The organism is Psychrobacter sp. D2, assembly GCF_013608135.1.
GTDB classification, from domain to species: Bacteria; Pseudomonadota; Gammaproteobacteria; order Pseudomonadales; family Moraxellaceae; genus Psychrobacter; species Psychrobacter cryohalolentis.
Genome location: NZ_JACDXZ010000001.1, coordinates 474,523 through 489,650, shown reverse-complemented (window position 1 = coordinate 489,650; position 15,128 = coordinate 474,523). Strand labels below are relative to the sequence as shown.

General features: G+C 42.5%; 9 protein-coding genes. 5 read left to right on the top strand and 4 right to left on the bottom strand.

Annotated features, from left to right (window positions below; all coding sequences use genetic code 11):
• Positions 1-615 precede the first annotated feature (615 nt).
• Complete coding sequence (locus H0262_RS02100; protein ID WP_181209518.1) at positions 616-2,835, top strand: NADP-dependent isocitrate dehydrogenase; 2,220 nt, start codon at positions 616-618, stop codon at positions 2,833-2,835.
• Between the two features lie 157 nt (positions 2,836-2,992).
• Here the strand turns inward: H0262_RS02100 and icd are convergent, their stop codons facing one another.
• Complete coding sequence (gene icd, locus H0262_RS02095) at positions 2,993-4,252, bottom strand: NADP-dependent isocitrate dehydrogenase (RefSeq protein ID WP_181209517.1); 1,260 nt, start codon at positions 4,250-4,252, stop codon at positions 2,993-2,995.
• 216 nt (positions 4,253-4,468) lie between these two features.
• On the opposite strand from icd, the gene H0262_RS02090 reads away from it, so the two are divergent.
• Together H0262_RS02090 and H0262_RS02085 are read left to right on the top strand one after the other, a co-directional pair.
• Entirely contained in the window at positions 4,469-5,095 is a 627-nt protein-coding gene (locus tag H0262_RS02090; protein ID WP_181209516.1) for an rRNA large subunit pseudouridine synthase E, read from the top strand.
• 196 nt (positions 5,096-5,291) lie between these two features.
• A complete protein-coding gene (locus tag H0262_RS02085; protein WP_181209515.1) occupies positions 5,292-6,131 on the top strand; it encodes a DUF305 domain-containing protein in 840 nt (279 codons plus the stop codon).
• Positions 6,132-6,257: 126 nt separating this feature from the next.
• Here the strand turns inward: H0262_RS02085 and H0262_RS02080 are convergent, their stop codons facing one another.
• Complete coding sequence (locus H0262_RS02080) at positions 6,258-8,204, bottom strand: M61 family metallopeptidase (RefSeq protein WP_181209514.1); 1,947 nt, start codon at positions 8,202-8,204, stop codon at positions 6,258-6,260.
• Positions 8,205-8,528: 324 nt separating this feature from the next.
• Here H0262_RS02080 and H0262_RS02075 point away from each other — a divergent pair, with 324 nt between their 5' ends.
• Entirely contained in the window at positions 8,529-9,014 is a 486-nt protein-coding gene (locus tag H0262_RS02075) for a peptidylprolyl isomerase (RefSeq protein WP_011279591.1), read from the top strand.
• A 501-nt stretch (positions 9,015-9,515) separates the two neighbouring features.
• On the opposite strand, the gene H0262_RS02070 is transcribed toward H0262_RS02075, so the two are convergent.
• Entirely contained in the window at positions 9,516-11,726 is a 2,211-nt protein-coding gene (locus tag H0262_RS02070) for a carboxy terminal-processing peptidase (protein ID WP_181209513.1), read from the bottom strand.
• 482 nt (positions 11,727-12,208) lie between these two features.
• On the opposite strand from H0262_RS02070, the gene nagZ reads away from it, so the two are divergent.
• A complete protein-coding gene (gene nagZ, locus H0262_RS02065) occupies positions 12,209-13,291 on the top strand; it encodes a beta-N-acetylhexosaminidase (RefSeq protein WP_181209512.1) in 1,083 nt (360 codons plus the stop codon).
• A 115-nt stretch (positions 13,292-13,406) separates the two neighbouring features.
• Here nagZ and H0262_RS02060 read toward each other — a convergent pair whose 3' ends face one another.
• Positions 13,407-15,008 carry an OmpA family protein gene (locus tag H0262_RS02060; protein WP_181209511.1) on the bottom strand — a complete coding sequence of 534 codons (1,602 nt, stop codon included), beginning with the start codon at positions 15,006-15,008 and terminating at the stop codon, positions 13,407-13,409.
• Positions 15,009-15,128: the final 120 nt, after the last annotated feature.

The window sequence follows — 15,128 nt, the reverse complement described above, 5'->3', positions numbered from 1 at the left end:
GGCATTTTTTTGCTGTCACAATTTGCAAGAATTTTATATAACTGTTATAGGATCAGTGATACTGTTTAAGAAATGATGCCGTACCAGTGTGATAGAAACAAAACTTTGATGCCATACGTAATAAAAACTGCCATTAAAAACAGGCAAATTACATGGAAAAGATGATATCAATCTTGATGACTGATAGAATAAGAGTATTATTAGCTTAATATAATTCATATAGATGAGATATGAGCGAAATAGTATACTTAGTTCAACATACGAGATTGACATCATATCGGATTTATAGTTGATGAACTATAATATATCGACTGTCATGTATCGTCAGGCAGTGTTACCCAATCGTTCAACCCCTCTTTTGGCGGTAAGTTTGTCATAAAGGTTAAAACAGCTTCCAAAAGATAGTTTTGCAAAATAAGGTCAACAGGCAGTCTCAAAACTATTTAAATGCGTCAAACTGTTTAAATATATTTTTGTATGATTGCAAAAGTGACACTTGATGTGCTTAATTTAGCGCCATCACTCATTATGGTATGAAGGCTATATAAAGCGATTAAATAAGATCCAAGCCTTACTCCCCTTATTAATGACAACATAAAGGAATACTCTACTACAATGTCAAAAATTATTTATACAAAAACCGACGAAGCCCCAGCGCTTGCAACCGTATCATTCTTGCCTATTGTCAAAGCATTTACTCACACAGCAGGCATTGAAGTTGACACCAGTGATATCTCAGTTGCTGCCCGTGTATTGGCTGAATTCCCTGAGTTTTTAAGTGAAGAGCAACGCGTTCCTGATAATTTAGCTGAGCTAGGTCGTCTGACACAAGATCCAAACACCAACATCATCAAATTGCCAAATATCAGTGCTTCTGTTCAACAGTTGAAAGCAGCTATTAAAGAGCTACAAGGTAAAGGCTACGCTATTCCTGATTTTCCAGATGACCCAAAAACTGACGAAGAAAAATCGATTCGTCTGCGTTATGGCAAAAGTCTAGGCAGCTCGGTAAACCCTGTACTTCGTGAAGGTAACTCAGATCGCCGCGCACCAAAAGCGGTCAAAAACTACGCACGCAAACATCCGCATTCTATGGGTGAATGGAAACAATGGTCACAAACGCATGTATCACATATGCACAGCGGCGACTTCTATGATGGCGAGCAATCTATCACTTTAGATAAAGCGCGTACTGTACGTATGGAACGCTTAGCGGACGATGGCACTGTAAATGTATTCAAAACAGGCATCGCTTTGCTTGATAAAGAAGTCATCGATCTTATGTTTATGAGCAAAAAATCACTGCTTGATTTTTATGAGCGTGAAATGGAAGACTGCCGTGAAGCTGGTATCTTATTCTCGTTGCACGTAAAAGCGACCATGATGAAAGTATCACACCCTATCGTCTTCGGTCATGCGGTCAGAATCTACTATAAAGATGCTTTCCAAAAGCATGGCGCATTATTTGACGAGCTAGGTGTCAATGTTAATAACGGCATGGCAAGTTTGTATGAAAAAATTGCCGAGTTGCCAGCCAGTTTGCGTGAAGAGATTGAGCGTGATTTACATGCCTGCCAAGTACACCGCCCACGTTTGGCGATGGTTGATTCATCAAAAGGCATCACCAACTTCCATTCGCCAAGTGACATCATCGTTGATGCATCCATGCCAGCTATGATTCGTAACGGCGGCAAAATGTGGGGTGCTGATGGCAAACTATATGACTGTAAAGCCGTCATGCCAGAATCTACCTTTGCCCGCATTTATCAAGAAATGATCAATTTCTGTAAATGGCATGGCAACTTTGATCCAACAACGATGGGTACAGTCCCTAACGTCGGTCTAATGGCTCAAAAAGCGGAAGAATATGGCTCACACGACAAGACTTTTGAAGCGAGCGATAACGGTATTGCTCGTATTGTTGACGAAGAAACAAATGAGATCTTGCTTGAGCAGCGTGTTGAAAAAGGTGATATCTGGCGCATGTGTCAGGTTAAAGATGAGCCTATCCAAGATTGGGTCAAGCTTGCAGTACGCCGTGCACGCGAATCGAATACACCAGTTATCTTTTGGTTAGACCCGTATCGTCCACACGAAAACGAGCTGATCAAAAAGGTAAAAATGTATCTAAAAGATCATGATACCACTGGTCTACATATCGAAACCATGTCACAAGTTCGTGCCATGCGTTATACCTTAGAGCGCGTTGCTCGTGGTCTTGATACGATTTCTGCTACTGGTAATATCTTACGTGATTATCTCACTGACTTATTCCCGATTTTAGAATTGGGCACCAGTGCTAAGATGTTGTCAGTGGTTCCATTAATGAAGGGTGGCGGTTTGTTTGAAACGGGCGCTGGCGGTTCAGCACCGAAGCATGTACAACAATTGGTTGAAGAAAACCACTTACGTTGGGATTCTTTGGGTGAGTTCTTGGCATTGACTGTATCGCTAGAGCATTTAGCACAGAATGACAACAACCCTAAAGCTCAAGTATTGGCTGATACCTTAGATAGAGCAACTGAAAAGCTGTTATTGAATGACAAGTCTCCATCACGCAAAACCGGTGAGCTTGACAATCGTGGCAGTCATTTCTATCTTGCTATGTATTGGGCACAAGAGCTCGCTGCTCAAGATCAAGACAGCGAGCTAAAAGCGCAATTTACCGCACTTGCGCAAAATCTTGAAAGCAATGAAGCAGCTATTATCAAAGAGCTAAATGATGCTCAAGGTAAGCCTATGGATCTTAAAGGCTATTACCTAGCGGATGAAGCATTGGCTGAGCAAGCAATGCGTCCTAGCACTTTGTTCAATAACGCCATTGCTTCATTATAATTAACTCATCTTATAAAAGTTAATTTATAGAAGTGATATTAGCGTAAACAAAACACCCCAAATATCCTAGATTTTGGGGTGTTTTTTGTCTTTTATTAATGAGTAATTTTTATGTCAGAAACTATTTACAAGACATTCTGTAAAAGACATCATTTTCTTACCCATTCATATGTTTGATGATTGCTTTACCAAACTCAGAGGTATTTAATAAGGTGGCATCCGGCATTAGGCGTTCAAAATCGTAGGTCACGGTCTTATTTTTGATAGCACCTTGGATACCTTCGATGACCAAGTCAGCGGCCTCTGTCCAGCCCATATCACGTAGCATCATCTCAGCTGATAAAATAAGCGAACCTGGATTGACTTTGTTTTGTCCGGCGTACTTTGGCGCTGTACCATGGGTTGCCTCATATACGGCAATAGTAACTCCTTTATTAGCACCCGGAGCAATACCGATACCACCGACTTGCGCGGCTAGCGCGTCAGAGATGTAGTCGCCGTTTAGGTTTAATGTCGCAATCACTGAGTAGTCAGCTGGACGCATCAAGATTTGCTGCAAAAACGCATCCGCAATCACATCTTTAATCACAATCTTATGACCTGTCTTAGGATTTGTTATCGTCATCCAAGGGCCACCATCTAGTAATTGAGCACCAAAGCACTCAGTAGCAACCTCATATCCCCACTCTTTAAAAGCGCCTTCAGTGAACTTCATAATATTGCCTTTATGCACAAGCGTCACATTGGGCAAGTCATTGTCGATGGCGTGCTGAATCGCTTTACAAATCAAACGCTGTGAGCCCTCTTTTGATACTGGCTTGATACCAATGCCACAATCTTCTGAAAAGCGAATCTGTGTCACACCCATCTCTTCTTTTAAAAACTTAATGACTTTTTTGGCATCCTCACTGCCTGCTTTCCACTCGATACCGGCATAGATATCTTCTGAGTTTTCGCGGAAAATAATCATATCAGTCAACTCAGGATGTTGGACAGGACTTGGAACGCCTTCGAACCAACGTACAGGACGCTGACAAACGTACAAATCAAGCTCTTGTCGCATTGCTACGTTCAGCGAGCGCATACCGCCGCCAACTGGCGTGGTCAGCGGACCTTTTATACTGATGACATAATCACGCAACACATCAAGCGTCTCTTCTGGCATAAATTCGCCGTCATAAATTTTAGACGCTTTTTCACCGCAATAGGTCTCCATCCAAACGATGGACTTTTTGCCTTTATAAGCTTTTTCAACTGCCGCATCAATCACTTCAATCATGACAGGTGTGATATCAACGCCGATGCCATCGCCTTCGATAAAGGGAATGATCGGATGATTTGGAATATTGAAGGATAAATCAGCATTTACGGTTATTTTTTCGCCGTTTATTGGTACGATAACCTTGTTATATGACATGAGGTGATACTCCTTGATAGGTATTATGTGTTTTAAGCGTCCTTGGCATTCTGTTATGCTAGCTGTTTTATCATGGTGATGACAGCATTATAAATGTTTGTACAATACGATAAACTTAAGGTAAAACACGCCTCTACCTTTAGGCTTTACTCGTATATTAATTCTTATAGTATATGTCCTGCTATCCGCCATTTTATTTTTGGGAAACGCTATTTTATGTCCAGCTCTAGCCTGATTTTGTTTAATAAGCCTTACGGAGTACAAAGTCAATTCCGTGATGACAGCAATAATGACCATACTACTCTATCAGAATATTTCACGGACAAGTCACTCCGTATCGCTGGTCGGCTTGATGCTACCTCAGAGGGGCTGCTGATTTTGACCAGTGATGGACGCATTAATAAAGCCATCACGCAGCCACCATCTGCAAAGGGTTTTGCGCAAAACAGACAAAAACAAGGTAAGACTTACTTGGTGCAAGTAGAAGGCATGGTCACTGCTGTCCAATTAAAGGCGCTGGCGTCAGGCGTGGTCTTGAAAGACGGTAAGACATTGCCTGCCTCTGCAGTATTGGTGGATGAAGTCGACTTGCCGATTACATTATGGGAGCGTAATCCGCCTATTCGTGAGCGTAAAAATATCCCAACGTCATGGTTAATGCTGACTATTTATGAAGGCAAAAATCGCCAAGTGAGGCGTATGACTGCACATGTAGGGCTGCCTTGCTTACGCTTGATACGCTGGTCAGTGGCAGGATTTGAGCTTGGAGAGTTGGGCGTTGGTGAGTTTGTACGCATTCATTTAAATAGTGAGCAATGCCGAAAACTTGGCGTCATAGGTTAGCTATCATAATACCTAAGTAAAGCCGTACTTAAGATAGATTTTTTTATTTAAGCTCACTATATTACGACATCTTAAACATAGCGTCTCGAAAGAGTAAGATTTATCTGTTAACATTTAGTTATATGCTTTATATGCTTTATATGCTTTATATGCTTTTTTGCTAAGCTTCTTGTTCAATTTATGGTAAGGATATGTCATGACTGCTTTTCATCGTTTTGCCTTGTTTGCTACTGGCGTGTCTGCTGCGCTATTAATAAGTGCTTGCCAGCCAGCATCAGATGATGTTGAGGTGAATGCAGTGCAAGACGATGCACCGGTCGTATCAGAGCAAGTTGACAGTCATGAAGATATGGATGCTCACGATATGATGACTGCTGATACTACGCCAGATGAGATGCCAATGACGGACATATTTAAAGACTATACGAAGTCTATGACTGATATGCATAATGAGATGATGGTAGGTATGGCTTATAACGATCCTGATACAGCCTTTGCAAAAAGTATGCTTGGGCATCATCATGGTGCAGTAGATATGGCAAAGATTGAGCTTAAATACGGTACTGATGAGACGATGCGTAAGCTGGCAAAAGACATCATTGACTCACAGCAGCTTGAGATTGATATTATAAATAAATGGCTTGCTAGCCACCCTGATGCGCCCAAGCCAAAGCCCAATACCCAAGCAATGCAACAAGCTTATACGGCAGGCATGCAAGCCATGCATGACGATATGATAACTGGCATCGCAAACCCTGTGCCAGACATGGCATTTGCACGTGGTATGCTGCCTCATCATCGCGGCGCGGTAGATATGGCAATGATACAGCTCCAATATGGTACTGATAAAGAAATGCTTAAATTGGCACAAGACATCATTGATGCCCAGCAGCCTGAAATTATATGGTTACAAGAGTGGATTGCAAAAACGTTAGTTAATGCAGAAAAAGATGCAAGCAATGCTACCGATCAAGATACTTCTGCAAACCAGAAAGAAGCCGTAAAGGTTGCCAAAACCACAAAACCTAATGCTTAAATTTTAAGCGTACAACACAAAGCCCATACTAAGCATCATTGTTTAGTATGGGCTTTTTAATAGCTGCTAATTTTATAGTAGCCACTGTCTTTGTAGAGCACTCAACTACGTGTGATAGCCAAATCACTATGACTGAGCACCCTTCATCACATCTAACCAAGCACTTTCTGTTTTTAATTCATTTATTTTATTTTCATCATCTGTATTAGCCTTTGCTAAACGCAAGCTAATGCTATGTGGAAAGACTTTATCTAAACCATCACTCTCATCTGTATCGACTTTCGGTGCAACCTTAACCGTCATCAGCTCATCACGGCGAAACAAATGGCATTCAATGTCGTGTGATGCATCATTGAATAGGGCTAGTTGTTTGTTATCTGCTTTGATACCATCAATTGCGATAATAACATCATGTGCTGAGAGTCCAGCTTTTGCCGCGGCGCTCGCGCGCGCTACCTTACTGACCTTAAGTCCCATTGGCGTTTCAGTACATCTCATGCCCCACGGTACATGTTTATCAGCGGTCTCTTTGGTATTGCTATGTAACTGAATACCGTTAGCGGCTAATAACGGTTTCAGAGGCAATTCTTTAACGCCATTAACATAGCAGCGCTCAAACTCTTCCCAATCCGCTACTGGCATAAACTGCCCAATGACAGTCCCCATATCGGCACTACTGATCCCGACGCGCTGATTATCATTTTGCTTCGCTTGTTCATAAAAAGCTGTGACCACATCAAATAAACGATAACGTCCCGCGCTCTTTTCTAGTAGCGTTAAATCCAGACATAACGCCACTAAAGCTCCTTTATTGTAGTAACTGATACCCGCATTGCCAGTATTTTCATCGTTGCGATACAGCTTAATCCACGCATCAAAGCTCGATTCTGCCACACTTTGCTGTGTGCGACCCGGCGTTTGGTGATAGCGATTAATTTGTTCTGCCAATAACTTTAGATAGCTTGCCTTATCAATAACCCCTGAGGCTTGCAGCATAAAATCGTCGATATAGGAGGTAAAGCCTTCAAATACCCATAGCAAAGGTGTAAAAGCTTCGTGGCGTAAATCCACATCTAGCATCACATCGGGACGAACTGTCTTGACCCACCACGCATGAAAATACTCATGACTACACAAGCCTAAAAATCGCTGATAATCACTACTTGGCATTGTTGGTTCATTGATACGAGGTAAATCACGGCGTGGGGTAATCAAACTGGTCGAATTGATGTGCTCCAAGCCGCCATAATCTTGCCCACTAGCATAAGTCATAAAAGTATAATCATTAAATGGCGCGTCACCCAACCAATTGAGATACGTCTGGCAGATCCGAGTTAGGTCTTGCTGCAATCGTCCCATATTGGCATTATGCTTACCCGCGAGGAAAAATTGATGGCTCAGCGTCTGATGCTGATTATCTTGAATGATAAAATCAAATTTCTCTTGTATCGCAATCTCAAACGGATAATCAATCAGTTCGTGATAGCTGTCCGCTTGCACACCATATAAATATTGCTCATCGCTTTGTAAGTATGTAGCTTTAAGTCCACAAGCTAGTAATACTTGATCTTTATTTTTATCAATAAAAAAGGCTTCGGGTACCATCAAGCTAACTTGGATTGGTGATTGCTCTTGCCCAGCAACTGCCAATGCCAAAGAAGTAAAATTGCCGTACAAGCGCTGCTGATCGACATAAGCCGTGCGCACCGATAAATCATAACAATATACTTCGTAATATACGCTTATCGTTTGCCCTGCTTTTGCGTGTGGCAATTGCCATGTGTGCTTATCAGTTTTTTGCGCGCGATAACACTTAGAATTTTTGTTATTCGCAATCTGGTTATCCGATAACTCTTTATCCAATATCTCGTAATGTACAGCGGTGATATTTCGAGCAAATTCACGCATCAAATAACTACCCGGTATCCATGCTGGTAGCCATAAGCTTGGCGCGTCTGTATCTGTTGTAAACCTAAGCGTGACATCAACCAGATGCTCTAAAAAACGCTCAAAGTCGAATTGGTAGTTAATATTAGATGGCTGATTATCGGCAGCATGAGAGAGTGAAGTCATATTTTTTATCCTTATAATTATTGCTATGGTAGAAGTCATTGCTCAAAAACGCAACTGGCGAACCTAAAACCAGCAAAGCAGTATTTGGTTAATATGCTAAAAACATGGATTATTCTGCCCAATTACACGATTAATTGGCATTTTTTGTTGTTTTAACCTTGAAAGTGATGGGAGTTATCGCAATTAAAGAGGCTAACTGCTAAAGTTACCCTAATAAACTGATGATAATTAACTGATGACGTGGCTATTTGGCTGGCTGATTGGCTTTTTTAGGTTTATTGCAACCGTATTTAATTTTTAATATCAACATATTTAGGATAATTTATGACTACTATCGCAAAAGACACTGCCGTCAAGTTCAACTACACGCTAAAAGACGACGAAGGTAATATCCTTGACCAATCTCCAGAAGGTCAACCACTTGCTTATTTGCATGGTCACAGTAATATCATCCCAGGTCTAGAGCAACAACTAGAAGGTAAATCTGCTGGCGAAAGAGTTAATGCTGTTGTTGAGCCTGCTGACGGTTACGGCGAATACCAAGAACAAGCGGTACAACATGTACCACGTGACAACTTCCAAGGCGTTGAAGATATCCAGCCTGGTATGCAATTTCAGTCAGAAGCTGGTGGTCAAGTGATGCTAGTTACTGTGACTGCCGTCAGTGACAAAGAAGTGACTGTTGATGCTAACCATCCACTAGCTGGCAAGCGTTTGACTTTTGATGTTGAAATCCAAGAAGTACGTGCTGCTACTGAAGATGAACTAAACCACGGTCATGTACATGGCGCAGGTGGCGTTGAACACTAATCTCTTATAGATTATTGTGCTAGATGCCTAAACAATGAGTGATGAAGCCCATCCTTTGTTGCAAGGGGTCAGTAGATTTTTCTATTGACCCTTTTTTATAAGCAAATTTAAAGGTTTTTATTTGCATTTACTTGACATTAAGACCTTTAAAATATCACAAAGCCCAGACGTAACAAAGCCGCATAATGACTAGCATTATGCGGCTTTTATTACCAACCATCCATGTTACTGTCATTCAATACTTAATCCCGAAGTATTTTATAACGGTCGGGCATCCAGCCCTATCATCCCTAATCAGCAAACTACCTATCCCTTATGCGACTTTCCAGATACCAATCCCTAGTACCTCTGAACCTTTCAGTTCAATCGTGCCGTAGATGTATAATCGCAGATTGACCCATACTAAGTAAGAGGTCTAAACGTCAATCCTTGTAAGCATATGCTTACGTGCACTTTTCGTAGAGTTTGGACAGCTGAATAAATAATAGTTTACAATAATTTTTATAGCTTTTCTTCAGGACTGCTCAGCTTTGTTGGCTCAGCACTGAGCATAATATAAGCCGCTTCATTAATGAAAGCTTCATCTTCTGGTAGCTCTGGACGCTCAGCAGCCTTCATCTGACTCCGCTCTTCAAACTTTGCATCCATTGCCGCTTGATAAGTATTCCAGTTGGCATAAGGACGCTCACCAGTTGCAATCTGACGCTTGTTCTCAGCCTCTAGGGAGCGTTTTTCTATTAGCTGCATTTTGGCACGGCGTTTATTGATATCGAGCGCAACTGGTTTTTTCTCATCTTCCATATTACGGATATCATTGAGCGTTGATAAATAAACGAACTGCGGATTTTTTTGTTGGCGGATTTTTGACTGTTGGTTTAGAGTCGCCAATGTATTCGACGTGAATTTACCTTCGGGCTTATACGGTGCAGTCTTAATTGTATCCCAAGGCAGCGCCTTTTTCTGTGCGCGCTCGCCAAAGGTTGCATCGTCATAGATGTTGACCAATTCAATATCAGGGACCACGCCTTTATTCTGCGTACTACCACCGGTGATACGATAGAATTTACGCTGCGTTAACGTCGCAGAACCAAGCGCCAAGCTGTCTAATTGGATTTGCGCTGAGCCTTTACCTGTTGTAGTACTACCGACTATCAAGCCACGTCCATAATCCTGAATAGCGGCAGCAAAAATCTCACTTGCTGACGCAGATGCAAGATTGGTCAAAACGACTACCTTACCATCATATAGCTGCTCACCACCGTCATCATCACGGTAGACTTGAATATTGCCACGATTATCACGAATCTGTACTAGCGGACCACTCTTAATAAAGAAGCCAAGCATCTTGGCAACTTCATCTAGTGAGCCACCTGGATTATTGCGCAAATCAACGACCAAGCCATCGATATTCTTTTTATTCAACTCTTTCAATGCTTTTTCGGTATCGATACTGACACTACGATAATCTTCACCATTACGGCGGGCTCGGTAGTTCAAATAAAAGCTTGGGATTTCAAGGACACCGATACGTTTTGGAGTTTTATCGATATTTGGACGCTGAACTTCAACGACACGCTGAGTGACGCCTGATTCTTCTTGTGCAATAATATCTCGAACCACAGTCACATTACGAGCACTGGCATCAGGGGTATTAGGCTGACGAACTTTAATCGTCACCGATGTACCGCGTTTACCACGAATCAAACTGACGATTTCTCGCGTTGACCAACCAACCACATCGGTCATGGTCTCGCCATCTTTGGCAATACCAATAATTAAATCGTTGGGCTTAATTTGACCGGATTTTGCTGCCGGACCGCCATCGACTAAGGTAACAATACGGGTATAGTCTGGGTTTTTGCGGTCAGGGCGGATAGATACGCCAATGCCTTCTAACTGTAGGCTAGATTGTATTTGCAGCTCATTGGCTTGAATTGGCGCGTAATAATTACTGTGAGGATCGTAGGTCAGCATCGCCGTGTTTAAGATGGTTTCCATAATCTCATCATCTTTGAGACGGGTAAACTGCTCTTGCTGACGAGACAATCGGTTTAGTAAAATCTCACTTGGCGTGCGCTCATCATTACGGACCAAATCTTGACCACGCGTGATATCCGGGTTGTCTAAAAAGACTTTTTCTTTTGCTTTTTCGTCTTCCTTACCCAAAGTAATACTCATCAACTGAAACTTTAACTGACTTGCCCAATAGTCGCGCTGTTCTTTTTTGGTTTTAAAATGATTGAGTTTTTCACGGTCAAGGACAATGTTATCCTTGCTGGTCAAATTGATATCCGTTTTTAGCATCTTTTTTGCCATGACAAAATACTCATTTGAGCGTTTACGATAGCGCTCAAATACCTCTACCCCAGTAGACAAATCACCACGCTTTAAACGCGCACCGAACTCATCGGCATACTTTTTCTTAAACTCATCGACATCAGATTGCAAAAACAACGTATGATTTGGATCGAGACTATCGATATACATAGAAAAAATCTCGCGACCAGTCGCTGTATCCAGTGGCTGATTAAGATAATGACTGCGATCCAGCAATGCCGCTACTTGGCGCGTGGTAACCTGTTGCTCAGGCGTCTGTTTAAAACCTTCGGTATTGGTATCAGCTACTGCAGTGCCGTAGCTCTGGGTAAGAATTAAACCTGCGATGCCCACTGACGCTGCACTGAGTAACCACTGTGCTGGTTGTTTTTTCATCATATCTACCTAATTATTTTAAGTGAAAAGTATGCTCTGTTTTTAGCAAAATCAAAAAATATCTATAAATGGCTGTCCATAAAATCTAGCTATTTTTACTCTCTTATATTTAACACTAAACCATGCGTTACGCTAGCACTAAAAGCTTATATCTGCATAAGGATTATGTTGGCTTTATCGTTAAAAAACCAATCAATACTAGCATGGGCATGAATATAGCTCTGTCTCAAACTGTATAAACAATCTTACACGCTGCGCGCGCTCATACCAAGTTTCTCACTACATAAACCAGACGTATCCCTTTAACGAATATCGGTCAATGTATTAAAATGTCTTCCAATGAATTCCCGTGATACATTATGCTGGACTCGCAATTACTGTCATAATAAGACCCTGATAGCGATGAATAATAGATGTCATTTCTTATGACTTTTTAGTTTACCGTAGCATATAACAATATATAACCTCATAAGGATCACGCAATGTATGGCGTTTTAATGATTGATATCGATAGTACCGCGCTGACGGCTGAAGATGTCAGCTTAATTAGACAAGCACAAGTTGGTGGGGTCATATTATTCGCCAGAAACGTCACCGATGCCGCCCAAGTGCGCGCGCTATGTGACGACATACGTTGTCACAATGCTGACATTCTGATTGGGGTTGATCAAGAAGGCGGGCGCGTTGCCAGATTGCGTAACGGTTTTACGCCACTGCCAGCGATGGGAAGACTTGGTGAGTTATTTAACCAAGACCCCAATCGCGCTCTAGACTGTGCATATGATTGTGGCTATTTAATGGCAGCTGAAGTATTGGCTGTCGGGATTGATTTGAGCTTTGCACCGGTGCTCGATAGAGATGGTATCAGCCAAGTTATCGGTGATCGCAGTTTCCACCATGAGCCGCAAGCTATCACTGCTTTGGCAAGCCAGTTTATGCGTGGTATGAAAGCCGCTGGCATGGCAACGACGGGTAAGCATTTCCCTGGTCACGGTGCAATAGCCCCCGACTCACATGTGGCAGAAGCCATCGATGATCGTAGCTTAGATGAGATTATGAACAGTGATATGCAGCCATTTGCGCAAACGTTGCCTTGGCTTGATGCTTTGATGCCAGCACATGTGATTTTTTCGCAAGTAGATAATAAACCAGCGGGTTTTTCTAAGATTTGGCTCAAAGACATTATTCGTGAGCAGCTAAATTTTGACGGGGTGTTGTTTTCTGATGACTTGTCTATGGCAGGGGCAAAAGCTGCGGGTGATGTCAGTGCGCGCGTCAAAGCAGCGATCGAAGCTGGCTGTGATATTGCTTTGGTTTGTAATGATCGCGTCGCGGCTCATGAAGCAGCAAAAGCGGCGCAAGATCTGCCCTATCCCAATCAAAAACGCATCAAAACCATGTGTGGACAGATACCCGCTTGGCAAGGTAACCTTGAATCGACTTGTCAGCAGTTTGACTATTGGCAACAAGCAAAAGAGAATATCTCACAGACGTTTTTTCCTACTCAATTAGACTCTAAGGCATCCGCTAATCTTGAGTTAAAAGACCCAACCAGTTACATCTAATAAATGGCAATCAAGTTAATTCGATATAGGAGAATAGACAAGACAAAAACCGCACCTTGATTAAGATGCGGTTTTTCTGATTTATAGTTTAATTCAATGTATCTTAACGCTTCGCTTAATTGGTTGCAGCTGGATCCAATGCCGTACCACGGCTAGCATCATCAGCATCTGGCATTAAATCATCGTTGTCGCTGTCTAATGGATTTAGGTCTGGATCAAGCGCATCACTATTAATCGCTAAGCCATCATTGGCTGTAGTCGTTTCGTCATAAACCACAAACTCGATACGGCGGTTACGGAAACGACCTTGGTCTGTCGTATTGTCCGCTATAGGATCGGTCTCACCCATACCTTTGGTCATAAGCTTGCTAGGATCAACACCTTGGGCGACCAAATACGCCTTCATTGCCTGAGCACGCTCTTCTGACAGTTTCATATTATAAGCAGCATCCGCTGTTTTATCGGTATGACCGATAATCATCAGCGTCATATCAGGCACTTGCTCCATTAGCTTCACAGCGCGGTCCAATATCGCTTTATTGGCATCAGGAATCACCGCTTTATCTACTTCAAAATTGACCACTTGTAGACTTAAGGCGCGAGCGACATCACGAGGATCTGGGTTTTGCCCCAAATTATCCATGGCTGCCTCAGACGCTGCTAGGCTAGCAGCAATCTCAGTTTGCTCATCGAGTGGACCTTCAGCAATGACCGTCATCGCTGGCGCAGCAGCTTGTAAATCAGATACCAATTTGGTTAAAGCGGCGGTATCAGCCGCATTGACCGTAATCGTATCGTCTTTAACCAGCATACTGGCATTTGGAACATTTTTGAAAATAGGCAAAATAGTGGCAAGCTGCGCAGTCGCTGGCATATCGATTGAGAAGTTATTATCGATATCTGTACGGCAACTATTGGCGGCATCACCAAACACGCCAGTCAGTGCAGTCATGACATTGCTCTGTAGCGTGTCATTACCCACATCCATACGGCAAGCATATAGCTCACTATTTTCATCAGTAGTAATACGCAAGGATGCTGGTGCAATATCGGCTGCAACTGCCTGCCCAGCACCATCTGCTGCTTGTTGCTCTGTTACAACAGGCTTGCCGACCGGCTCAGGCTTATCTTGGCAGCCTCTTAATAACGCCCATGCCAAAGCACCTAAAATAATCAAACCAATAATAGGTAATAGTGCCTTCATAAAGCTGCCGTCTTTTTCTTCTTCACGCTGTAGCGGCGCGGTGCTCACGGTATCTGATATACGCGTACCCGTAGAAACAGGAGCAGCAGCAATCGCGCCAACAGGCAATACAGCCGTTGCCCATACAGGGATATGACGCTGATAACTGTCACTATTATCATTCAAAAATTGTGGTACAGGCGTCGTGCCTGCCAAACTTTTGATTTCATGATAAGCAAGCGGTGCTGCCATAGCAATTAGGCCACGAACAGCCGTGACATCGATGTTATGCTTACCCGCAAGCTCACGGGCAATTTGGTCGCGATGTGCGTCTTCTGTCCATACACGATCATAAAAACCTTGATCATCACGAGCAATCGTTTCATTGGCAAAACGGTCATGGGTCTGATTGTCTGCTAGACGCGCCGCAAAAATAGCATAGAACTGTTCAAGTAAGTTTTTCTTGGCAGGATTGTGATCGTCTCCAAGTACCGCTGGACTGACTGTCCGTGTCAAATGACTAATAATATCCATAGCATCCTTCCTCGATTCATCATTATTTTATGTGACTTGTTTTATATCGTTTACGCGCTCAAAAAAAAGCGCGTTATGTCAGTGCTAATCTATAACAGTAGTAATCTAAAATTTAATCGT